18 protein-coding genes and 1 pseudogene are annotated in these 22,004 nt (G+C 69.5%); 9 read left to right on the top strand and 10 right to left on the bottom strand.

Going from position 1 to position 22,004, the window contains the following annotated elements; all coding sequences use genetic code 11:
• Positions 1 to 626 (top strand): annotated as a pseudogene (locus FKV24_RS07165) (transposase); the annotation flags it as partial.
• Position 627: 1 nt separating this feature from the next.
• Complete coding sequence (locus tag FKV24_RS20210) at positions 628 to 771, top strand: integrase core domain-containing protein (RefSeq protein WP_425481590.1); 144 nt, start codon at positions 628 to 630, stop codon at positions 769 to 771.
• 181 nt (positions 772 to 952) lie between these two features.
• Here the strand turns inward: FKV24_RS20210 and FKV24_RS07160 are convergent, their stop codons facing one another.
• Together FKV24_RS07160 and FKV24_RS07155 are read right to left on the bottom strand one after the other, a co-directional pair.
• Positions 953 to 1,834, bottom strand: a complete 882-nt coding sequence (locus FKV24_RS07160; protein WP_249040952.1) for a GIY-YIG nuclease family protein — start codon at positions 1,832 to 1,834, stop codon at positions 953 to 955.
• Positions 1,831 to 2,934, bottom strand: coding sequence for a hypothetical protein (locus FKV24_RS07155; protein WP_211371813.1), 1,104 nt, complete (start codon positions 2,932 to 2,934; stop codon positions 1,831 to 1,833). Before FKV24_RS07155 ends, FKV24_RS07160 begins: the two co-directional genes overlap by 4 nt.
• Before the next feature lie 228 nt (positions 2,935 to 3,162).
• Here FKV24_RS07155 and FKV24_RS07150 point away from each other — a divergent pair, with 228 nt between their 5' ends.
• On the top strand, positions 3,163 to 3,384 hold the full coding sequence (locus FKV24_RS07150; protein ID WP_111266755.1) for an AbrB/MazE/SpoVT family DNA-binding domain-containing protein: 222 nt from the start codon (positions 3,163 to 3,165) through the stop codon (positions 3,382 to 3,384).
• Positions 3,385 to 3,399: 15 nt separating this feature from the next.
• The gene (locus FKV24_RS07145; RefSeq protein ID WP_141481891.1) at positions 3,400 to 3,828 is read left to right on the top strand and encodes a type II toxin-antitoxin system death-on-curing family toxin; all 429 of its coding nucleotides are present in this window, start codon (positions 3,400 to 3,402) and stop codon (positions 3,826 to 3,828) included.
• Between the two features lie 37 nt (positions 3,829 to 3,865).
• On the opposite strand, the gene FKV24_RS07140 is transcribed toward FKV24_RS07145, so the two are convergent.
• Positions 3,866 to 4,630 (bottom strand): phosphatase PAP2 family protein, encoded by a 765-nt coding sequence (locus FKV24_RS07140; protein ID WP_141481890.1) that lies wholly within the window; start codon positions 4,628 to 4,630, stop codon positions 3,866 to 3,868.
• Positions 4,623 to 5,894 carry a flavodoxin-dependent (E)-4-hydroxy-3-methylbut-2-enyl-diphosphate synthase gene (gene ispG / locus FKV24_RS07135; RefSeq protein ID WP_141481889.1) on the bottom strand — a complete coding sequence of 424 codons (1,272 nt, stop codon included), beginning with the start codon at positions 5,892 to 5,894 and terminating at the stop codon, positions 4,623 to 4,625. The genes FKV24_RS07140 and ispG overlap by 8 nt, the downstream gene beginning before the upstream one ends.
• A gap of 473 nt (positions 5,895 to 6,367) precedes the next feature.
• On the opposite strand from ispG, the gene FKV24_RS07130 reads away from it, so the two are divergent.
• A complete protein-coding gene (locus FKV24_RS07130; protein WP_141481888.1) occupies positions 6,368 to 7,615 on the top strand; it encodes an ATP-binding protein in 1,248 nt (415 codons plus the stop codon).
• Positions 7,612 to 8,184: a response regulator transcription factor gene (locus FKV24_RS07125; protein WP_141481887.1), complete on the top strand. Its 573-nt coding sequence runs from the start codon at positions 7,612 to 7,614 to the stop codon at positions 8,182 to 8,184. Before FKV24_RS07130 ends, FKV24_RS07125 begins: the two co-directional genes overlap by 4 nt.
• A 57-nt stretch (positions 8,185 to 8,241) precedes the next feature.
• On the opposite strand, the gene FKV24_RS07120 is transcribed toward FKV24_RS07125, so the two are convergent.
• Positions 8,242 to 10,407: a TonB-dependent receptor gene (locus FKV24_RS07120; protein WP_249040951.1), complete on the bottom strand. Its 2,166-nt coding sequence runs from the start codon at positions 10,405 to 10,407 to the stop codon at positions 8,242 to 8,244.
• Positions 10,408 to 10,525: 118 nt separating this feature from the next.
• Positions 10,526 to 11,821, bottom strand: a complete 1,296-nt coding sequence (locus FKV24_RS07115) for a hypothetical protein (protein WP_141481885.1) — start codon at positions 11,819 to 11,821, stop codon at positions 10,526 to 10,528.
• Positions 11,822 to 11,962: 141 nt separating this feature from the next.
• On the opposite strand from FKV24_RS07115, the gene xseA reads away from it, so the two are divergent.
• The 3 genes from xseA to FKV24_RS07100 all read left to right on the top strand — a co-directional run bounded on the left by xseA (position 11,963) and on the right by FKV24_RS07100 (position 17,191).
• Complete coding sequence (gene xseA, locus FKV24_RS07110) at positions 11,963 to 13,309, top strand: exodeoxyribonuclease VII large subunit (RefSeq protein ID WP_141481884.1); 1,347 nt, start codon at positions 11,963 to 11,965, stop codon at positions 13,307 to 13,309.
• A gap of 320 nt (positions 13,310 to 13,629) precedes the next feature.
• Complete coding sequence (locus FKV24_RS07105) at positions 13,630 to 15,084, top strand: aldehyde dehydrogenase family protein (protein ID WP_170288238.1); 1,455 nt, start codon at positions 13,630 to 13,632, stop codon at positions 15,082 to 15,084.
• 313 nt (positions 15,085 to 15,397) lie between these two features.
• Positions 15,398 to 17,191, top strand: a complete 1,794-nt coding sequence (locus FKV24_RS07100) for a vWA domain-containing protein (protein WP_141481883.1) — start codon at positions 15,398 to 15,400, stop codon at positions 17,189 to 17,191.
• A gap of 63 nt (positions 17,192 to 17,254) precedes the next feature.
• Here the strand turns inward: FKV24_RS07100 and FKV24_RS07095 are convergent, their stop codons facing one another.
• From FKV24_RS07095 to FKV24_RS07080, 4 genes are all read right to left on the bottom strand, one after another.
• Positions 17,255 to 18,214: a TraB/GumN family protein gene (locus FKV24_RS07095; RefSeq protein WP_141481882.1), complete on the bottom strand. Its 960-nt coding sequence runs from the start codon at positions 18,212 to 18,214 to the stop codon at positions 17,255 to 17,257.
• Between the two features lie 96 nt (positions 18,215 to 18,310).
• Positions 18,311 to 19,261, bottom strand: a complete 951-nt coding sequence (locus tag FKV24_RS07090) for a DUF1684 domain-containing protein (RefSeq protein ID WP_141481881.1) — start codon at positions 19,259 to 19,261, stop codon at positions 18,311 to 18,313.
• Between the two features lie 51 nt (positions 19,262 to 19,312).
• Positions 19,313 to 21,166 carry a DNA mismatch repair endonuclease MutL gene (gene mutL, locus FKV24_RS07085; RefSeq protein ID WP_141481880.1) on the bottom strand — a complete coding sequence of 618 codons (1,854 nt, stop codon included), beginning with the start codon at positions 21,164 to 21,166 and terminating at the stop codon, positions 19,313 to 19,315.
• Positions 21,167 to 21,257: 91 nt separating this feature from the next.
• A partial coding sequence (locus tag FKV24_RS07080) for an N-acetylmuramoyl-L-alanine amidase (RefSeq protein WP_141481879.1) occupies positions 21,258 to 22,004 on the bottom strand: 747 nt, incomplete at its 5' end.

Genomic DNA, 22,004 nt, shown 5'->3' with positions numbered 1-22,004 from the left:
CTGAAGCAGGTCGAGGCCGGCATGGCGGTCGCCGAGCTGGCCCGCCAGCACGGCTTCAGCCCGGCCAGCTTCTACCAGTGGCGGGCCAAGTACGGCGGGATGGAAGCCGAAGACGCCAAGCGACTGAAGGAGCTGGAGGCTGAGAACAACCGGCTGAAGCGGTTGCTGGCCGAGGCCCACCTGGACATCGAAGCGCTGAAGGTCGGCTTCGGGGTAAAACGCTAGCCCCGCAACGCAAGCGCGAGGCGGTCCGACGCATGCTCGACCACACTGCGGTGAGCGAGCGCCGGGCCTGCCGCCTTTCGGGGCTGTCCCGCGATGCGTTTCGCCACCCGCCCGCGCCGTCGGCGGCGACGCAGGCGTTGTCGGCACGGATCATCGAGTTGGCCCAGGCACGTCGCCGGTTCGGCTACCGGCGGATCCACGACCTGCTGCGCCCGGAGTTTCCCGACGTGAACCACAAACGCATCTACCGTCTGTATCGCGAGGCGAATCTGGCCGTGCGCCGTCGCCGAAAGGCCAAACGCCCGGTCGGCGAACGTCAGCGGCCGCAGATCGCCGCCGCGCCGAATGAGGTCTGGAGCATGGATTTCGTGAGCGACGCCCTGGCCAATGGCCGCCGGTTGAATCGCGGAGTGGCGCCGCGACTACAACGAAGTCAGGCCCCACAGTAGTTGCGGACGTGCCCCGCCAGCACGGTTCGCAGCCAGCCATCGAGCACAACAGGCCCACAAGGCAGTAACCTTCAATCCCGGACTTCGTCAGGAATGACTGGTACGGCTATCGGGGGCAGGTCACTATAGAACACCTAAATTATTGATATAGCATGTTTTTCAAGCGATCCCACAAGGCGCGGCGGCCAACTTATGCTTTCTCCCACAGGAGGCGAAGCCGGGGTTCTGAGGTGAGGCCCGACAGCAGACGAAAAGAGAGCTTCGTAGCAACCGCTTGCCTAGTTGTCGTTCAGGCCCTGCGGCGCCCGTGTATGCAGGCGCTGCTTCCACAGATTTTCGATGGCAACCACCTCCGCCACATCCATGTCCGGCGAAACCCGTTCCAGGATGCTGAACACGAAATGTTCGGGATTGCACCGTTTCAGCAGGCGGTTGCCGCCATGACCGCTGACGGCATATCCCTTCCACCGCCCTAGCAGGTTCTCGCTACCGCTGGCCGAGCCGACATAGCCTTGTTTCAACGATGTGTCGAAGATGTAGTACACGCCACGCCAATGCGACAGCGCCTGCCGCCAGCTTTCCGGCAGCAACTTCAGGTCGGTCCAGCCCAGCACCAGCTCGTTCCACGCCGGCATTGGGCGCAACAGGCGACTTTCCTCGTGGATGCAATGAACAGCGAAGTGATTGCGGCTGGCCCAACGCCACCATGAACGCTCGATGCCCGGCCACGTCACCACCAGCCGACCTTTCAGTTCCGCCAGTTCCGGCTGCAACTGCAGGTCGAACCAGAGCGGTGAACGCCAATCCTTCGGCCCCCGTGTTCCCAGCGCCCTGAGTTCAGCGTTGCCTGGCATTCGCCAGTACTGCTTCACATCGATGCGCTTGAACCCAGCGACCTCATACAGGCCAATGAACATAGCCCGTCCCGCCTGGTGTCCGATGAAGGACACCAGGTGACTCGCCTTGGCCAAGGCGTTCTCCACCGTTTCTCCGTGCTGACACTGGTAGGCGTTGTAGATCTCATGCCGTTCGGCCGCCAAGGTCGGCAGCGCGTCGCGCAGTGCCTTCTCGGTGGGGCGATGGCGCATGACCATGACCCGCCTCGGGTCGAGCCCGGCCTTCTCCAGCAGATCATTGAGCCCGATCGCTACCGCGCTCACTTGCCCGCAAACCCCTGTGGCACCAGCCCCAGTTGATTGATCGAGGCATTCACGCCCTCCAACGCCTCGTGCGTAGCCAGAACGTCGGTGTAGTCCCAGTACCTCAACTTCTCGCGTAGCACGGCCACGCCCGCCGCGTGCTTCCTGATTTTATCGAGCTGGCCTGTGTCCGAAACAGCCACCACCCCTTGCACGGCCGCGTTGTTCAGGGCCTTCAGCAGGTTCATCAGCAGGCTGTCCACCGAGCCCTTGGTCTGCACCTCGAACACGTAGATCACCCGGCCCATGTTGCCGATGGTGGACTCCCATACCGTATCCACCACCGAGCCATCCGCCACCTTGACTTCGGTCTTGCTGGAAAATCCAAGCCATTGACCGATGTCGGCGAGTTTTTCCTTCACTTCGTTGTGGATGAACTCCGCGGTCTCCGAATCCGCCTGAGCGACCTCCTGCGACATCTGCGCAGAAGATTCCTTTTTGCCAATCCGGCTCAGGTTGTCTTCGACCTGCAGCTCCTCCCAGATGAAGTAATCCACGTCGAGCAGATCCGCGTCCTTCACCCCTGCGGTACGCAACTCCCTGGCCAGACGCTTGCCGACTTCGCACAGCTCGGCGTACTTGCTGCCCGTGACCTGATAGTTGTGCTTTGGCAGGCCCGAAACGCCCAGATAGTCCAAGCCCACGTAAGCACGCCGATTCCAGAGCAGGTACGACTGTGGATGGACGTGGGACAACAACTCGCTCATCATCGCCGGCCCCATGCCCTTGATGCGGCCGCGGAACCGCTCCCAGCGCGCCGCTATAGGCGCGTCGCTCCACAACAAACACGCGATTTCCTCGCGTACAACCGCCAGTCCGTGCCCGGCCAGTAGCTTGTCGACCACGTACTGTTTGTTGCCCCAGATGAGCATGGCCCAGAGCTTGGACAGGTACTCCAGCAACTGCTCCTCGCTCATTTCGCGCAGGCGATCAGCGGTCCACGACTGATAGTACGCAACCCGCTGAGCCCGCTCGCGCATGGTGTCCGCCATCTGGGCACTCGGCCTGGAAAGCCTGGCAACGTAGTCGGCCGCATGACGGTGTAACAAATCGGTGTCCACGTCTTCACTCCTGTGACCAGTCGCCGACGGCTGACTACGACGCACTCTACGCGACCCGCAGATTCCCCACGAGCGCATCAGGATAAGCCATCGCCCCCGGCAAAGGTCGTGCGCGGCAGGCTCGAAGCGGCGCAAGGCCGGGCCCCCGACCGCAGCGCCGCACAGCGGACCGCGACTTGCGGCACCGCGCCCGGCGGTATAACGTTGGTTATAACAAAGGAGGCCACGATGAAACTCAAGATCACCAGCATCGGCAATTCCGCCGGCGTCATCCTGCCCAAGGAGCTGTTGGCCCGGCTGCGCCTGGAGAAGGGCGACGCGCTGTATGCGCTGGAGACGCCGGACGGGATCCGGCTGACCACCTTCGATCCGGAGCTGGCGGCGCAGATGGAAGTGGCCGAAGAGGTCATGCGCAAGCGCCGCACCCTGCTGCACAAGCTCGCGCAGTAAACGGAGGGCGCCAAGATGATCATCTGGATCGGCAAGCCCCTCATCATCGCCATCCACGAAAGGCAACTGGCCGAACATGGCGGCGGCAGTGGCGTGCGCGACGAAGGCCTGCTCGAATCGGCACTGGCCCGGCCCTTGCAGGCTCAGGCCTATGGCGATCCCCCACCCGATCTGGCCGACCTCGCCGCGGCGCTGGCCCATGGTCTGGCTCGCAATCATCCGTTCGTCGACGGCAACAAGCGGACTGCGGCGGTCGCCTGCGAAACCTTCCTGCTGCTCAACGGCGCGCGTCTGGGCGCCAGCGACCTGGAGCTGTATCCGCAATACATCGCCCTCGCCGACGGCAGTCTCGACGAGGCCGGCTTCGCCGACTGGCTGCGCGCGCATGTGACGGTCGCGGCATCGCAGGTGCAGGAGCCGGCGGCCGCCTACGGGGACGGTTGAGACGCTGCGAATCGGCCACTGCCCCCTCGCGGGCTGGTCAGTCGCGGGTGCGTCCCCAGGGTCGGGCTCCGTGGAAGGCGACCAGGTACACCGACACCACCCACAGACTGGCGGCGGCCCAGCCGGCGAGGATGTCGGTCGGGAAGTGCACGCCCAGGTAGAGACGCGAGACGCCGACCAGCCAGGCAAACGACAACGCGGCGGCGATCGTCCACCAGCGCGCGCGGGTCGGCCAGGCCAGCAGGATCAGCACCCAGGCCAGGGTCATCGAGCCCATCGCGTGACCGCTGGGAAAGCTGTAATTGTGCTCGGGCGCGATCGACAGCCACAGGTCGGGACGCTCGCGCGCGAACAGCAGCTTGGTCGCGACGTTGAGCAGGCCCGAGCCGGCCAGGGCGAGGCCGGCGAAGATCGCCTCGCGCAGGTGGCGGCGCAGGCTCAGCGCGAGCACCAGCAGGATGTCGAACGGCACTACGCCGTACTGGTAACCGAGCTGGCTGATCGCGACGAAGAATCGGTCCAGTGCCGGGCCATGCTGTTGCTGCAGGGCGCGCAGGATCGGTTCGTCGAAACCGGCCGTGCCGTGCTCGTGGATCTCCTCGGCGAGTTCGGCGAAGCCCCACAACGGCAACAGCACGCCGACGAAGGCCAGTGCGAGCCGCCGCCAGTGACGGAATACGAAACGGACCAGGCCCGCGGTCGCGCCGCCCAGGGTCCGCCAGGGATGCCGCAGGCCTTCGTCGCTTGTCTGCGCGTCCGGCGATGGTGGAAGCGCGCCGTCGCGCGCCCGCGGATCAGGCATCCGCACCGGCGCCGAACTTGCGCTCGACGTAGCGGTCGATCAGCTCGACGAATTCGCGGGCGATGCCCTCGCCGCGCAGGGTCACGGTCTTCTCGCCGTCCTCGAACACCGGCGCCGATGGCGCCTCACCGGTACCCGGCAGCGAGATGCCGATGTTGGCGTGGCGCGATTCGCCTGGCCCGTTGACCACGCAGCCCATCACCGCCAGAGTCAGGTTCTCCGCGCCGGGGTGGGTCACCTTCCACTCCGGCATCTTCGCGCGCACGTGCGACTGCACCTGCTGCGCGAGCTCCTGGAAGAAGGTGCTGGTGGTGCGGCCGCAGCCCGGGCAGGCGGTGACCATCGGGGTGAACGCGCGCAGGCCCAGGGTCTGCAGCAGTTCCTGGGCGACGATGACCTCGTTGCTGCGCGCCTGGCCCGGCTCGGGGGTCAGCGAGATGCGGATGGTGTCGCCGATGCCTTCCTGCATCAGCACCGCCAGCGCGGCGCTGGAGGCGACGATGCCCTTGCTGCCGATGCCGGCCTCGGTCAGGCCCAGATGCAGCGCATAGCGGCCACGGCGGGCCAGCTCGCGGTAGACCGCGATCAGTTCCTGCACCCCGCTGACCTTGGCGCTGAGGATGATGTGGTCGGCCGGCAGGCCGATCTCCTGCGCGCGCGCGGCCGAGTCCAGCGCCGAGCGGATCAACGCTTCGCGCAGCACTTCGGCGGCCTCGCGCGGCTCGGCCAGGGTGTGGTTCTCGTCCATCAGCCTGGCCGCCAGCGCCTGGTCCAGCGACCCCCAATTGGCGCCGATCCGGACCGGTTTGCCGTGCCGGATCGCCAGTTCGATCAGGGTCGCGAACTGGGCGTCCTTCTTCTTGCCGAAGCCGACATTGCCGGGATTGATGCGGTACTTGGCCAGGGCCTCGGCGCAGGCCGGCTCGGCGGTCAGCAACTGGTGGCCGTTGTAGTGGAAGTCGCCGATGATCGGCACCTCGATCCCCATCATCGCCAGCTTGTCGACGATGCGCGGCACCGCGGCGGCAGCCTCGGCGGTATTCACCGTGACCCGGACCAGCTCCGAGCCGGCGCGCCACAGCTCGGCGACCTGCTTGACCGTGGAGGCGACGTCGGCGGTGTCGGTATTGGTCATCGACTGCACCACCACCGGCGCACCGCCGCCGACGGTGACCCTGCCGATATCGACGCCGACGGTGTCGCGGCGCGGCGCGGGACCGAAGGCGGGAGTGGCACAGGGAAGCGGGCTGGGGACGGCGTTCATCGGCACGGCGGATCGGGACGAACCCCTATTCTAGCCGGGCCCGATGACCCGGGCCCTACCACCGGCGCCCAATGGTCCTGTAGGAGCGATGTAAGCCGCGACCGGGCCTTCCCATGAAGGCTTCATCGCGGCTTACGCCGCTCCTACGGCATGGTCGCGTGTGACCCAGCCCCCTGAGTCAGGGGGCGATTCGTGCCGCAGGCACGAATGGGGGTGTGGCAGCGCAACGGCGGGGCCCAAGGTTTGCGAAGCAAATTTTGGGAGATATCCGCGCGCAGCCGGATATCGTTCCCCCCTGAGTCAGGGGGCGATTCGCGCGCAGCGCGAATGGGGGTCTGGAGGCGCAACGGCGGGGCCCAAGGTTTGCGCAGCAAACTTTGGGAGATATCCGGGCGCAGCCGGATATCGTTCCCCCGGGACTGCGACAGCTTGACGCAGCCGGCGCCGACGCGGCTGCACTAGCATATGCAGCGATGTCCGCCGCACCCGCCTCCTTCCTGCGAACACTGTGCACGCTGCGCTGGTACGCGGTGGCCGGCCAGGCCCTGAGCATCGCCCTGAGCACCGTAGCGCTGGAGATCGCCCTGCCGGCGCCGCCGCTGTGGGGCGGCGTGGCGGCGTTGGCGCTGTTCAATGTATGGGCCAGCCGGGTGGCGCGGCGGCCGACGGCGGCACCGGCGACGGTGTTCTCCCACATGCTGGTCGACATCGCGGTGCTGGCCTGGCTGGTGGCCTGGAGCGGCGGGATCGCGAACCCGTTCAGCTCGATGCTGCTGATCCCGATCGCGCTGGCGGCGCCGGCACTGCCGCCGCGTTGGGTGTGGGCGACCGCCGCCGCCTGCCTGCTCGGTTTCGCCCTGGCGACGCTGCTGGCGCGACCGCTGCCCCACCTGCACGGCGACGCCTTCAACCTGCACCTGTGGGGGATGGCGGTGAACTTCGTGGTGTCGGCCGCGGTGGTGCTGTTCTTCTCGCTGCGGCTGGTATCGGCGCTGCGCCGCCAGGAACGCGAACTGGCACTGCTGCGCGAGCGCTTCGCCCGCAACGAGGGCATCGTCGCGCTGGCCACCCATGCCGCCGCGGTCGCTCACGAGCTGAACACGCCGTTGGCGACGATGACCCTGCTCGCCGACGAGATCGCCGAGGAGGCCGGCGGGCGCGAACCCGACATCGCCGCCGACGCGACCACCCTGCGCGCACTGATCGACCAGTGCCGCGACCGGGTCCGCGCACTCGCCTCGCCCGCCGATCCCGGCCACGCTCCCGGGGTACGGTTGGGCGACGTGGTCGAGCGCTGGCAACTGGTGCGGCCGGAGGTGTCCCTGATGCTGGACGACCGCCTGCCGCCGCAGTTGCGGGTCGAGGCGGCGGTCGGCCATCTGTTGCAGGCCCTGCTCAACAATGCCGCCGACGCCGGCCATGCGGCCGGCCGCGAGCGGGTCGAGTTGCGTCTGGATGCCGATCTCGAACGCGGCTGGTTGTCCGGCGAGGTCCGCGACCATGGCGACGGCTTCGACGAGGCGCTGCCGTTCGCGCCCGACGGTCTGTTCCGCAGCAGCAAGCCCGACGGCATGGGAGTGGGTCTGGCGCTGTCGCACGCGACCGTCGACCGCCTCGGCGGGCACCTGAGCATGCGCCACGCCGAGCCCGGCCTGCGGGTGCGTTTCGAGTTGCCAGTCGAGCCGCCCGCGCAGCGCCCCCTGCGGGAACCGTCGCGATGAACACGCCGCCCCTGCCCCGCGGCCTGATCGTCGACGACGACGTGCTGTACGCGCGGATGCTGCAGCGCGGCCTGGCCCGGCGCGGCCTGCAGACCGCGATCGCCCACGATACCGATGCCGCCCTGTCGCTGGCCCGCAGCGAGGCACCCGACTTCGCCCTGCTCGACCTCAAGCTGGGCGCCGACTCGGGGCTGTCGCTGATCGAACCGCTGCGCGCGCTCGACCCGCGGATGCGGATCCTGCTGGTGACCGGCTACGCCAGCGTCGCCACCGCGGTGGAGTCGATCAAGCGCGGTGCCGACGACTACCTGCCCAAGCCGGCCAGCGTGGCCATGATCCTGCGGGCGCTGGGGCTGGAGGCGGACACGGCGCCGGGCGGCGACGCCCAGGCCGCGCCGGAACGGATGATCCCGCTGCAACGGCTGGAGTGGGAACACATCCAGCAGGCGTTGCAGGAAACCGGCGGCAACATCTCCGCCACCGCCCGTCTGCTGGGTATGCACCGGCGCTCGCTGCAACGCAAGCTGGGCAAGCGCCCGGGTCCGGAACGCAAGCCCGATCCGGAGTAGGTCCAACGCGCCGGGCACGACGCACCGAGCACGGCGCGCGTCCCCTCGCGATCGCGCTCAGAACCGCGTATGCACGCTGAACTCCAGCGAGCGCGGCTCGCCGAGATAGACCATGTTGGCGTTGTTCGCATAGGCGATCCAGGTCCGGTCGGCGAGGTTGCGCGCACGCAGGGTCACGGTGGTGCGCGGACTCCACTGCCACTTCAGGTTGGCGCCGTACAGGGCATAGCCGGCGCTGCGGATGGTGTTGGCGTTGTCGGCATAGCGGGCGGACACCGCGCGCAGGTCCACGCCGGCCGACCAGCCGGGCGCGAACGCATGCTCGACCCACAGGTTGGCGACCTTCTCGGGGGTATTGCGCGGGGTGTTGCCGGCGCGCGAGATCGGCACGCCGCCGACGTTCTCGTGGAAGTCGTCGAGGCTGGCATCGACCCAGCCCAGGTTGCCCTCGACGGTGAGACCCTGCACCGGGCGCAGACCGAAAGTGAGCTCCACCCCGGTGCCCGACTGCTGTCCGACCGGCAGGGTTTCGCCGGCGCGGTCGGGATCGGGCGTGGACAGGTTCTCGCGCACCAGGTCGTAGACCGCCAGGGTGCCCCAGTAGCGGCCGTCGGCGCTGCGCGCCTTGGCCCCCAGTTCGACCTGGCGGCCGGTGGTCAGGTCGAAGTCGCGCACCGCCGAGTAGCTGGCGGTGCTGAGCACCCCGGACGGCGGGTCGGCCGCGGTGGCGAGCTGCAGATAGGCATTGAAGCCCGGAGCGAAGGCGTAGTCCAGCGCCAGGCGTCCGGTCAGCGCGCGGTAGCGGTGCGAATGGCGCGCGGGATTGCTGGCGCCGGCCGCCTGGTGGTTTTCCAGGTCGAGCTGGATCCACTCCTGGCGCAGTGCCGACATCAGCGACCAGCGCTCGCCCAACGCGGTGAGGTTCTCGACGAACAACGCCTGCCCGCGCACGCGGTTGGTCCGTTGCGGCACGAAGCGCTGCGCCGCCCCCGGGAAGTCGAAATAGCGACCCGGTGTCGAGGCATCGACCGGCACCACGTCCAGGTCGCCCGACAGCGATTGCGGAAAGCGGGTCTGGCGGTTGTAGTTGAGGTCGAGCCCAGCCGCCCATTGCGATGCGCGCCCGCCCAGCTCGCCGTCCCAGCGCCAGTCCAGGCGGTTGCCGTAGACCTGCTGGTCGTGGCGCTGCAACAGGCCGCAGGAGCGGATCACCGCGCTGAGGTCGTCGTTGTAGCGGTAGCACTCGACATTGCGGTAGTCGCGCAGCGCGTCGTAGTGATAGACGGTGTTGCGCAGGCGGCTGCGTCCGGACGGTTGCCAGTCCAGCATCGAGCGCGCCCACAGCACCTGCTGCTTGTAGTAGCCGTCGCCGACGTTGTACTTGCGGGTCTCGCTGCCGGGCAGCACCCTCAGGCGCCCATCGTTCAGCAAGGCCGGCGTTCCCCAGTAGACCCGGGCGCTGTCCTCCTTCTGGTATTCCAGCGCGAGGGTGTGGGTGACGCGCTCGCCCAGGCGCGCGGCCCAGGACAGCGCCGAGGTCAGCGATTCGCGGTCGTTGCGGTCGACCCAGCCGTCGCTGTCGGACCCACTGATGTCGCCGCGCACGGCCTGGCGGCCATCGTCCAGCACCCGATTGCCACCGGCGGCCAGCAACATGCTGTCGTGCGAGGCATAACCGGCCTTGGCTTCGGCGCGATCCTCGTCGAGGTCGGCGACGCGGGTGACGTAGTTGATCGAACCGCCGACCGCGCCGGCGCCATGCAGGAAGGTCGACGCGCCGCCGACCGCCTCAACCCGTTCGTAGATCCAGGCGTCGACCGGCCGCGCGGCGATCGTCGCGTAGCGCACGTCGATGCCGTTGAACAACTGCGAGACCTGCGAGCCGGAGAAGCCGCGATAGCTGACCGCATTGCCGTTGCCCGGCGGCGCGACCGCGTCCAGCCCGGGCACCGCACGCAATGCCTCGGCAGTGCTGCGCACGTCGCGGGCGTCGAGCAGGTCGCGACCGACCACGGTCACCGCGGCCGGGGTCTGCTGGATGCTGACGTCGAGCGCGGTCGCGCCGCTGGCGCGGCCGTCGTTCGGCAGGGCCTGCCCGGTGACCTCGACCCGGTCCAGGGTGGTCGCCTGGACGTCCCCGGCCTCGTCGGCGTGGGCCGGGCCGGCGAGTGCGGATACGAGCGCAACCGCCAGCGGTGCGCGGCGGAGGGACAGGCGGGGCATGGCGGATTCCTTCGACGAAAACCCGCGCAGCCTAGGCATTGCCCCCCGCCGTGCCGATGTGACGCAGTGTCGCACCCGGCCCGCAACACGGCGACGGCAAGGTGGCGCTGGAAGATCGCTACTGGAAGACGCGAGCTCCGCGCAGCACCGGCGCACCGTCGACGGTATCGGTCCACACCACCCGCGCCTCGCCGCCCTGTGCGGCCAGACGGGGCATGCCACTGCCGCGGCCACGCGCGGCCAGGACCGCGACCTGCCGGCGCTCCGGCGTCGCCGCCAGATCGTCGGCGCGATAACGGGCCAGTTGCAGCGATTGCGCCCGCGCCTCCTCCAGCCACGCGACCAGCAGGCGGTCGCCGACCCGCGCCAGCGCCGCGCGTCCGAGCACCTGCGGGCCGCGGGCGACGGTGACCGGCGCCGAGAAATGGTCGCCGGCATCGTCCGAACGCGCCAGGCGCAGCTCCGGCATACCGTCGGCCTGGGTATACCAGGCGACCCAGACGGTGTTGCCGCGCGCCTCGACCACCGGCCCGTTGACCGGGCAGCCCGGCATCATCCAGCCATCGGCATGGACGTCGCGCGGCGCGGTCCAGGCACCGTTTTCCAGACGGACGATACGGGTGTCGCGAATCTCTCCGGCCGTGCGTCCGCGATAGACCACGACCGGACCGCGGTCGGTGACCGCCGCGTCGGTGGTGCAGCAGTCGCAGGTGGAAACATCCAGCGGCCACTCGGCACTCCGGACCGGACCGTCGCCCTGGTACAGCGCCGCGCGCAGCATCATCGCCGCGCCACCACCATGATGACCATCGCCACCGTCGTGGCCGCTCTGCCCCGCCGCCGCCTTCTGCCGGCTGTCCAGCCAGGCGATGCCGAGGGTCGACCCGCCCTGCGGCCAGAAGCTGGCGAAGCCATGATCGCCGGCCGAGTCGGCCAGGTGCACCCGTTGCGGCGCCGACCATCGGGCACCGCCGTCGCCGGAGCGGACCAGGTCGATGCCGTAATCCATCCGCGCCGGTCCGGTGCTGCGCAGCCAGTGCGCCCACAACGAGCCGTCCGGCAAGGCATAGACGTGCGGCGTGTCGGCCCAGTTGAGGAACCAGTCCGCGCCCTCGGCGATCGTCGCCGGTGCCGACCAGTCCTGTCCGGGCCCGGCCCGGCTCAGGCGCAACCGGTGCCGGAGCGGCGCCTGCCCACCGGCGTCGCCGGCGACCGGCTCGACCCAGCTCAGCAGCCAATCGCCCATCGGGGTCGCGACCAGGTCGGGCTGGGCCGCGCCGCCGCCGGCCGGCAACGCCAGCGGCTCGATCCTCAGCGGCTCCGCGGCGACCGGCGCGGGCGCCGGCGAGCATCCCGACAACGCCAGCAGGCCGAGCATGGCCTGCACACGCAGGATGGAAGCGGTTGCGGACATCGTCGTTCCCTCATCCACGGAGCCCTATTGGAGCATGCCTGGGCACTGCGATCCTGCGACATCCGGACGCAGGCGTCGACCGGCCGCGCCGCCGCGACCAGGGTCGACGTACCGTGGCCCCGGGTGTAGGGTGCCCGTCCGATGACGACGCCCGATACCCTGACCCCCAGCCAGTTGAACGCGCTCGCGCGCAACCTGCTGGAGGACAGCTTCCCGTTGGTCTGGGTCGAAGGCGAGCTGGGCAACGTCGCTCGGCCGGCGTCCGGTCACCTGTACCTGACCCTCAAGGATGCGCGCGCCCAGGTTCGCTGCGCGATGTTCCGGCCCAAGGCCGGCCGGCTGACGTTCCAGCCGCGAGAGGGCCTGCACGTGCGCGTGCGTGGCCGGGTCACCCTGTACGAGGCCCGCGGCGAGTACCAGATGGTGCTCGAGCACATGGAGGAGGCCGGCGAAGGCGCGCTGCGACGGGCATTCGAGGCGCTCAAGGCGCGGCTGCAGGCCGAGGGCCTGTTCGAGGATGCGCGCAAGCGCCCCCTGCCCCGCTTCGCCCGCCGCATCGGCGTGATCACCTCGCCGACCGGCGCGGCGGTGCGCGACGTGCTCAGCGTGCTGGCACGGCGCTTCCCGCTCGCCGATGTCGAGGTCCTGCCGGTGCAGGTGCAGGGCGATGGCGCGGCCGCGCAGATCACCGCGATGCTGCGCGCGGCGGCGGCATCCGGACGCTTCGACGTGCTGCTGCTGACCCGTGGCGGTGGTTCGCTGGAAGACCTGTGGGCGTTCAACGACGAGGCGCTGACCCGTGCGGTCGCCGACTGCCCGGTACCGGTGGTGTCGGCGGTCGGTCATGAGATCGACTTCAGCCTGACCGACTTCGCCGCCGACCTGCGCGCGCCGACGCCCTCGGTCGCAGCCGAATTGCTGGTGCCCAGCCAGGACGACCTGCGCCAGCGCCTGGCGGCGCTGGCCCGCGGTCTGGACAAGCAACAGGGGCTGCGCCTGCGCGAGGCGATCCAGCGTGCCGATCGCGCCGCGCTGCGGCTGAACGCATTGCGTCCGCAAGCCCGGCTGGAGGCCCTGCGCCAGCGCCAGAACGAGGCGCTGCGTCGCCTGCAGGCCGCGTGGCGTCAACGCAGCGAACGCGAACGCGCGACCCTGCGTCACGCTGCAACGGTGCTGCGCGGCGCACACCCGCAACGGCGGATCGAACGTCTGCGCGAACGCCTGCAGACATTGGCGCCGCGCCCGCAGGCGGCGATCGGCCGCCGGCTCTCGCACGAGGCCCTGCGCCTGCGCGGGCTGGCGCGCTCGCTGGAGGCGGTCAGTCCGCTGGCGACGGTCGCGCGCGGCTACGCGATCGTGCAGCACGACGACGGCCGCGTGGTCCGCAGCGTGCTCGATGCCGCGCCCGGCGACCGGCTGCAGACGCGGCTGTCCGACGGCAGCCTGCGGGTGCGGGTCGAATCCGACGGCGACGACGCCTCGCGCTGATCGCCACGCCCGCGGGAAGCGACCGCGCCGTGAGCGTGGCTCCGGAAAGCCCCATCGCGGCTTACGCCGCTCCTACAGGGAAAAGGCGCGGCGGTGAACGTGGACGCCGTCGCGGCACAGGCCGCGCCGAGGCGGCTACGGGGCAGGCGACCGCTTTTCGTAGGAGCGGCGATTGGAGCTTCCCATCAGCGTTTCATTGCGGCTTACGCCGCTCCCACCGGCTTTCGGGTTCCGGTCGGCACCGATCATGACAGGCTCCACGCATCCGCGACCCGCGTTGCGCTAGTGTGTGGCCGGTCGAACGCATCGGAGGCACCGGTTTGAAGAAGCCCCGCTCCAAGAAGCCCGCTTTTGCCAAGCACTATCCCTACTACCTGGCCAACCGTCCGGTCACCGCCAAGACCGTGCTGGACGTGCTCGACAAGTACAGCGGCAAGCGCGCCGCGCGGGTCTCCTATGCCGATGCCGCGGTGGTGCGCAAGGCGATCGTCGCCGCGCACAAGGCGCGTCCGGCGATGGCGGCGTTCCCGCCGGACAAGCGCCGCGATGTGCTCGAGCATTGCGTGCGCCGCTTCGAGGAACGTGCCGGGGAACTGGCGCTGGCGCTGTGCATCGAGGCCGGCAAGCCGATCCGCGACGCCCGTGGCGAGGTCACCCGCCTGATCGACACCTTCCGCCTCGCCGCCGGCGAGGCGACCCGGCTCGGTGGCGAGGTGCTGGAGCTGGGCATCTCCGAACGCACCCGAGGCTACCGCGGCATGACCCGGCGGGTGCCGGTCGGCGTGTGCAGCTTCATCACGCCGTTCAACTTTCCGCTCAACCTGGTCGCGCACAAGGTCGCCCCGGCGATCGCCGCCGGCTGTCCGTTCGTGCTCAAGCCGGCCGCGAAGACGCCGATCGGCGCGCTGATCATCGCCGAGGTGCTGGCCGAGACCGATCTCCCCAAGGGCGCTTTCTCGGTGCTGCCGTGCTCGAACGAGGACGCCGCGCTGCTGATCGAGGACCCGCGCATCGCCCTGCTGAGCTTTACCGGCGGCCTGGTCGGCTGGGACCTGAAGGCGCGCGCGGGCAAGAAGAAGGTCACCCTGGAGCTGGGCGGCAACGCCGCCTGCATCGTCGATGCCGACCCCGGCACCAGCCTCGACCACGTGGTCCAGCGACTGGTGTTCGGCGCCTACTACCAGAGCGGCCAGAGCTGCATCAGCGTGCAGCGCATCTATGCGCACGTGGACATCTACGCCAAGCTGCGCAAGAAGCTCAAGGCGGCGATCGCGAAGCTGTCGATGGGCGACCCGCGCGAGGAGGCCACCTTCATCGGACCGGTCATCGACGAGGCGGCCGCGCAGCGGATCGAATCCTGGATCGACGAGGCCCGCGCCGGCGGCGCCCGCCGTCTGGCCGGAGGCCCGCGCGAGGGCACGATGATCCCGGCGACCCTGCTGGAGAACGTGCCGCAAAACTGCGCGCTGTATCGACAGGAAGCGTTCGGCCCGGTCGCGACGATCGAACCGTTCGACGACTTCGACGCGGCGATCGACGCGGTCAACGACAGCGACTTCGGGCTGCAGGCGGGCGTGTTCACCGGTCAGCTGTCCCACGCCATGCGCGCCTGGGATCGTCTGGAGGTCGGCGGCGTGGTGGTCGGCGACGTGCCCAGCTTCCGCGTCGACAACATGCCCTACGGCGGCATCAAGGACTCCGGCCTCGGCCGCGAGGGTGTGCGCTACGCGATCGAGGACATGACCGAGCCAAAACTGCTGGTGATCCGCGGCTGAGCCACGCGCTCACCCGTAGGAGCGGCGTAAGCCGCGACCGGGTCTTTCCATGAAAGCTTCATCGCGGCTCACGCCGCTCCTACAAGACAATGGGTATCGCCCCCGTAGGAGCTGCGTAAGCTGCGACCGGGCCTTCCCATGAAGGCTTCATCGCGGCTTGCGCCGCTCCGGCAAAAGCGGGTGGCCGCAGCTCAGAGGGCGGACGCCGCGCCGACCCCATGGCGGCGGTCGGGCGTTCGCGCGTCCCGCCAACCCCGTTCGCCGCGGCCGTGCGTTGAAGCCCATGAACGCCAACCACGCAAGGGAGCACTGCATGAACCTCATCGCCCGTCGGGCCCCTCTCGCGGCCGCCCTCGCCGCCTGTCTGCTGGCCGCCTGCCAGTCGGCCGGACCGCAGTCGAACGACGATGCCCCGGCCAGGACCGAAGTCGCCCCCACCCCGGCCGAAGCCGCGAGGCAGACCGCCGAAGCGCGTCGGCAGGACTACAAGGCCAAGGCTCTGCGCGAGGAATCGGAATCGCTGGACCGGGTCGAGGTCACCGGCGCCCGCGCCCGTCGTTCTAAGGTGGAAGTGCCGCAGGCCAACCTGTCGGCCCCGGCCCCCGCCATGGCCTACGCACCGCCGCCGGCCCCGCCCTCGCCGCCGTACTACAGCCAGCCGGCCAACACCGAGAAATACGCCGAGCGCGACGACAATCCGGTCCAGCGCGCCAGCGAACAACCGGTGTCGACCTTCTCGATCGACGTCGACACCGGCAGCTACACCAATGTGCGCAGGATGATCGGCGACGGCATGCGTCCGCCGGCCGACGCGGTGCGCGCCGAGGAGTTCCTCAACTATTTCGATTACGGCCACCCGGCCGCGGCCAGCCGCGAAGTACCGTTCCGGGTCTCGACCGAACTCGCGCCGGCACCGTGGAACGCCAAGCGGCAGTTGCTGATGGTCGGCATCAAGGGCTACGAGGTCCCCAAGACCACCCTGCCCCCGGCCAACCTGGTCTTCCTGATCGACACCTCCGGCTCGATGAACGCCCCCGACAAGCTGCCGCTGCTCAAGCGCGCGTTCTCGATGCTGGCGCGCGAAATGCGCCCGCAGGACCGCATCTCGATCGTGGTCTATGCCGGCTCGGCGGGGCTGGTGCTGCCGCCGACCCCCGGCGATCGCCAGGGCGAGATCCTCGCCGCGCTGGAACAGCTGCAGGCCGGCGGCAGCACCAACGGCGGCGAAGGCATCCGCCTGGCCTATGCGATGGCGCGGCAGGCCTATGTCGACAACGGCGTCAACCGGGTGATCCTCGCCACCGACGGCGACTTCAACGTCGGCACCGTCGACAACAACGCGCTGGAGACCCTGGTCGGCGACCAGCGCAAGTCCGGCATCGCCCTGACCACCCTGGGCTTCGGCCGCGGCAATTACAACGACGCCTTGGCCGAGCAGTTGGCCGACGTCGGCGACGGCAACCACGCCTACATCGACAGCGCCCAGGAAGCGCGCCGGGTGCTGGTCGAGGAAATGGGTTCGACCCTGTTGACGATCGCCCGCGACGTCAAGATCCAGATCGAGTTCAACCCGGCCCGGGTCGCCGAATACCGTCTGATCGGCTACGAGAACCGCGTGCTCGCGCGCGAGGACTTCGCCAACGACAAGGTCGATGCCGGCGACATCGGCGCCGGTCACGAGGTCACCGCCCTGTACGAGATCACCCCGGTCGGCTCGGGTGTCGAGCGGCTGCCGGCGCTGCGCTATGGCGCGCAGGACGCCACGCGGACCGACGCCGCGGCGCGGGGCCCGGAGCTCGCCCACCTGCGCCTGCGTTACAAGCGCCCGGGGGAGGACGACAGCCGTCTGATCGAAACCCCGATCCGCGCTTCGCAACTGCAGGCGAAGGCCAGTCCCTCGCTGCGCTTCGCCGCCTCGGTCGCCGGCTTCGCCGACCTGTTGCGCGGCGGCAGCCGCTTCGACGGCTGGGGCTGGGACCAGGTGCTGGCGACCGCGCGCGGTGCCCGCGGCGACGATCGCTCGGGCCAGCGCGGCGGCTTCGTGCAACTGGTCGAAGCGGCGCGGCCGATGATCGAGCCCGACACCGACGCGGTGGTCAGCGAATAAGCGCGCGTTCGCGATCCCCACGCAGCCCGGCCTCCCCCGGTCGGGAGGAGCCCCGGCCGTCCGTCAGTCGGCGCTGCAGGCCGAGCAGATGCGCTCGATGCGGTAGCCCGCCTCGCGCAGGCCTTCGATCAGGCCATCATCGCCGGCCAGGTGCATCGCCCCGACCACGACCAGGACATCGTCCTCGCCTTCGCCATCGAGCATCTCGCGCAGCTGCGGCAGCCAGGCCTGGTTGCGCTCGATATTGACCAGCCGGTAGGTCTCCGGGGTCTTTTCCTTCATCTGCTCGATCGCATAGCGCCGCAGCGCCTCGAGGTCGCCCTGGCGCCAGGACTGGTGCAGTTTGTCGAGCTCGCGCGCGGCCGCGGCCGGATCCTCGACCAGCTCGCTCAGCCCCAGCACCTGTTCGTCCATCGGCGCGCCGTCGAGCACCGAGAGCTGATGATCCAGCGACTCCAGGCCCGACGCCGGCTTGCCGGCCTTGCCGGCCAGCTGCATCAGGTGATTGTCCAGGCCGTGGGCGCCGCTGAAGCCCAGCGGTTGCGCCATTCCCATCACCAGCGACAGGTTCACGAACCACGGCTCGAACCGCTCGACCGCCGCGACCGGCTGTCCTGCCGCCGCCATCATCGTCGAGAGCTTGTCGTAGGTCTCCGGCGCCAGCACCTGGCTGAGCTTGCGACCGTCGGCGAAACCCGCCGCCTGCAGGAACTTGGTCGTATTGGCCGGATCGTTGACCTGGTCGGGCGGCACCTCGAACACCACCCGCTCGGCGTCGTCGAACGCGGCCTGGATGTCGTCCGAAAGCGGATAGTCGCTGGACTTGAGCATGTGGAACGAGCCCAGCAGATAGACCGTGTTGTCGTCGTCGGACACCTGCCACAACAACGGCACAGGCGGCGCGGCGGCCTCGGCCGCGGGATTGGCCGCGACCGCCGTCGGCGACTTCGCGAGAGAGGGCAGGACAGCCAGCGACAGAGCCGTGGCCAGCACGGCTGCGACGAACGGATGACGGGGGCGCATGAGTCTCCTTGTCGGATTCTTGAAAGGACGTTCCAGGTCGTTGTCCGGGGGGAGACCCCGGGGTACTGCCGGCCGGCACGCGGCCGGCCGAGGGCCTTACTTGGCCGAGTAGCTGTAGGTCTTCTCGCCGGCGGTGATCGCCAGGTCGATCCGGTTCTCCAGCGGCGGCAGCGGGCAGGTCGCGAACGCGGTGAACGCGCACGGCGGGTTGTAGGCCTGGTTGAAGTCCAACTGCACGCGTCCCTGCACGTCGGGCTTGGCCGCGTACAGGAAGCGCCCGGCACCGTAACTGTCGTGGCCGCTGGTGCGGTCCGCGAACACCAGGAACAACTCTTCGCCGCCCTCGTCCAGCGCCTCCAGCCGGTAGCTCTGGCCGTCGCGCTCGAACTCGACCGCACCGGGATTGGAGACATCGTCGGTGGTGCCGACGATGTTGCCGATCGGCAGCGTCTTGCCGCGCGGATGGGCGATGAAGCGGCCCTGGATCCGCCAGCTCTCGTCGGCCGGCCAGTAGTCGATGCCCTTGAACCCGCTGCGGGTCGGCGCGTCGGCATGCTTGACCCGCAGCGCGTAACGGTCGCCCCGGCTGAGCACGGTCAGCAGGCCCTTGCCCTCGTCGAAACCGATCACGCTCGGGCCGGCCGGATCGCTGTCCGCACGCAGCATCGTCGTCGCGGTCAGCGGTTCGCCGTCCACGGTCAGTTCCGCGCCCTTCTCCGGCACGAAGCGGATCTGCCCGGAGCCCTTGAGTTCGATCATGCCCATGTGATGGGGACCGGCCGCCAGGCGGATGCCGTTGTCGGCATCGCTGCCCATGTAATGCGGCCCCGGCTCCAGCCAGTGCAGGCCGATCAGGGAGGTCCAGCCGTCGGGCTGGGTCAGCCGTGCCGCGCGTTGCTCGCGCCAGCGCTGCTGCTCGGCCTGGAACGCGCTGGCCGCGGCCTTCGCCGCCGCCGCTGCGGCGTCCTCGCCGGAGTCGGCGAAATCGCCGCCGCAGCCGCCCAGGGTCATGCCCATCGCCAACAGGCCCATCGTCATCCACCTCATGCCAATCCGGTTACCGTTCGTGTTGCCGATCATGTCTCGCCCCTCTGAAACTCAGCGCCCCCGCAGGAACCATCGGTCGATCTCGGGCAGGCTGAAGCGCGCCCAGGTCGGGCGCCCATGATTGCACTGACCGGAACGCTCGGTCGCCTCCATTTCGCGCAGCAGGGCGTTCATCTCGGGCAGAGTGAGACGCCGGTTCGCGCGCACCGCGCCATGGCAGGCCATCGTCGACAGCAGTTCGTCGCGCGCGGCGGCGACCCGGCGCGACTCGCCGTGTTCGCGCAGATCGGCCAGCACATCGCGCAACAACGCCTCGACGTCTCCGTGCGCCAGCAGCGCCGGCACGCTGCGCAGGGTCAGCGACTGCGGACCGCTGCGGGTCACTTCGAATCCCAGCTCGCCCAGCGTCGCCGCCTCGCGCTCGGCGACATCGGCCTCGCGTTCGGACACCGCGAGGGTGGCCGGCACCAGCAACGGCTGCGTGCTCAGGCCCTCGCCGTCGTGGGCGTTCTTGAGCTTCTCGTAGCCGATGCGCTCGTGGGCCGCGTGCATGTCGACCACCACCAAACCCTCGGCCGATTCGGCGAGGATGTAGATGCCGTGCAGTTGCGCCAACGCGTAGCCCAGCGGCGGCAAGGTCGCATCGCCGCTGTCGGGCAGCGATTGCGGCTGCACCGGCGTCGCCGCGCTGGCAGTGCCGCCGCCGCGGCTGCCATAGAGCGCGGCATAGCCGGCGCGGGTCTCGGCGACCTGCAGCCCCAGCGGCGTCTGCGGCATATAGCCGGTATTGGCGGGCGCCGGCATCGTGCCGCCCTGCTGCACCGGCGCGGCGAACGGCGGCGGCGCCATTCCGGCCTCGTCGGCGCGTTCGGTGCCGACCCCGGCCGCGGTACCGGCGCGGGTGCCGGCCAGCGCTTCGTGCAGGGTGCGATAGACGAAGTCGTGGATCAGCCGCGCGTCGCGGAAACGGACCTCGTGCTTGGCCGGATGCACGTTGACATCGACCCGGCGCGGATCCAGTTCCAGGAACAACACATAGGCGGGATGGCGGCCGTGGAACAGCACGTCCGAGTAGGCCTGCTTGACCGCGTGGGCGACGCTGCGGTCGCGCACCGCGCGGCCGTTGACGAACAGGTACTGCTGGTCGGTGCTGGCGCGGTTGTAGGCCGGCTGCGCGATCCAGCCGTGCAGGCGCAGGCCGGCGGCGGCATGGTCGACACGCAGCGCGTTGCGACCGAACTCTTCACCCAGGGTCTCGTTGATGCGCGTGTCCGACAGCGCCGCGCCGTCCAGTAGCGAGCCCTCGCCCTTCCAGCGTCGCGACGGCTTGCCGTTGTGGGTCACCCGCAACTCGACATCGGGACGGGCCAGCGCGAGCTGACGCAACCACTCCTCGATGTGCCCGAGCTCGGTGCGTTCCGCGCGCAGGAACTTGCGCCGCGCCGGCGTGTTGAAGAACAGGTCGCGCACCTCGACCGTGGTGCCCTGCGGGTGCGACTTGGGCATCACCTCGCCGACCCGGCCGCCGTCGACCTCCAGCACGTGGCCGTGCTCGTTGTCGGCGTGCCGCGAACTCAGCGCGAAGCGGCTGACCGAAGCGATCGACGGCAGCGCCTCGCCGCGGAAACCGAGCGTGGCCACGCCCTCGAGGTCGTCGAGCGAAGCGATCTTGCTGGTCGCGTGCCGGGACACCGCCAGCGCCAACTGGTCGGCGCCAATGCCGCCGCCGTTGTCGCGGATGCGGATCAGCCGCACCCCGCCCTCCTCCAGATCGATGTCGACCCGGCTGGCGCCGGCATCGAGCGCGTTCTCGACCAGTTCCTTGACCACCGAGGCCGGCCGCTCGACGACCTCGCCGGCGGCGATCTGGTTGATCAGGATGTCGGGGAGTTGTCGGATCGTCACGTGCTTCTCATCGGCTGCCTGCGGGCAACGGCACGGCGTGGTGTCGTCGCCCGATGGACTGCGATGATAACGAAGCCGTGCGCGCTCGTGGCTACGGGCTGCCGCCCGGCCCGCTGGCACCCGCGATCTCGGCGCTGGCACGGGCCGCGTACAGGGTGCCCGGCGGCGGCTGCCGCACGAAGTAGGCGTTGACGCCCTCCAGCACCGCGGCGGCGAGCTTGCGCTGATGCCCCGGACTGGTCAGCAGGCGCTCCTCCTCCGGGTTGGAGATGAAGCCGGTCTCGACCAGCATCGCCGGCATGTCGGAGGTGCGCAGGACCGCGAAGTTGGCCTTCTCGACCCGACGCTTGTGGCCGATCCGGCCAAGGCTGTCGAGCACGTGCACGGCCGCTTCCTCGGACGCCTTCATCTGTCCGCTCTGGGTCAGGTCGATCAGCACGTTGGCGAGGGTGTTGCTGGTCTCCTGCAGGCGCACGCCACCGATCATGTCGGAGGCGTTTTCCTTGTCGGCCAGCCAGCGCGCACGCTGCGAGGTCGCGCCGCGCAGCGACAGCACGTAGACCGAGGCGCCGCGCGCACTGTGGTTGTGCGCCGCGTCGGCATGGATGGAAACGAACATGTCGGCCTTGGCCTGGCGCGCGAGCACCGCACGCCGGTTCAACGGAATGAACACGTCGGTATCGCGGGTCAGGTAGGCCTTCAGCCCGGGGGTGGCGTTGACCTGACGGGCGAGTTCGCGCGCGACCGCCAGGGTCACGTCCTTCTCGCGCTTGCCGTTGGGGCCGATGGCGCCCGGGTCCTGGCCGCCGTGGCCGGCGTCGATGGCGATGATCAGCGG

The sequence above is a fragment of the Marilutibacter maris genome, from assembly GCF_006546735.2.
Classification (GTDB): domain Bacteria; phylum Pseudomonadota; class Gammaproteobacteria; order Xanthomonadales; family Xanthomonadaceae; genus Marilutibacter; species Marilutibacter maris.
The sequence above is the reverse complement of the archived record's forward strand: the minus strand, read 5'-3'. Positions and strand labels throughout refer to the sequence as shown.

What these genes read in the sequence shown, in the direction of transcription:
- FKV24_RS07095 (WP_141481882.1), bottom strand. Translation starts at nt 18,214, where the DNA reads ATGCGCCCCCGTCATCCGTTCGTCGCAGCCGTGCTGGCCACGGCTCTG.
- xseA (WP_141481884.1), top strand. Translation starts at nt 11,963, where the DNA reads ATGACGACGCCCGATACCCTGACCCCCAGCCAGTTGAACGCGCTCGCG.
- FKV24_RS07090 (WP_141481881.1), bottom strand. Translation starts at nt 19,261, where the DNA reads ATGAGGTGGATGACGATGGGCCTGTTGGCGATGGGCATGACCCTGGGC.
- FKV24_RS07150 (WP_111266755.1), top strand. Translation starts at nt 3,163, where the DNA reads ATGAAACTCAAGATCACCAGCATCGGCAATTCCGCCGGCGTCATCCTG.
- FKV24_RS07145 (WP_141481891.1), top strand. Translation starts at nt 3,400, where the DNA reads ATGATCATCTGGATCGGCAAGCCCCTCATCATCGCCATCCACGAAAGG.
- ispG (WP_141481889.1), bottom strand. Translation starts at nt 5,894, where the DNA reads ATGAACGCCGTCCCCAGCCCGCTTCCCTGTGCCACTCCCGCCTTCGGT.
- FKV24_RS07100 (WP_141481883.1), top strand. Translation starts at nt 15,398, where the DNA reads ATGAACCTCATCGCCCGTCGGGCCCCTCTCGCGGCCGCCCTCGCCGCC.
- FKV24_RS07125 (WP_141481887.1), top strand. Translation starts at nt 7,612, where the DNA reads ATGAACACGCCGCCCCTGCCCCGCGGCCTGATCGTCGACGACGACGTG.
- FKV24_RS07115 (WP_141481885.1), bottom strand. Translation starts at nt 11,821, where the DNA reads ATGTCCGCAACCGCTTCCATCCTGCGTGTGCAGGCCATGCTCGGCCTG.
- FKV24_RS07140 (WP_141481890.1), bottom strand. Translation starts at nt 4,630, where the DNA reads ATGCCTGATCCGCGGGCGCGCGACGGCGCGCTTCCACCATCGCCGGAC.
- FKV24_RS07120 (WP_249040951.1), bottom strand. Translation starts at nt 10,407, where the DNA reads ATGCCCCGCCTGTCCCTCCGCCGCGCACCGCTGGCGGTTGCGCTCGTA.
- FKV24_RS07130 (WP_141481888.1), top strand. Translation starts at nt 6,368, where the DNA reads ATGTCCGCCGCACCCGCCTCCTTCCTGCGAACACTGTGCACGCTGCGC.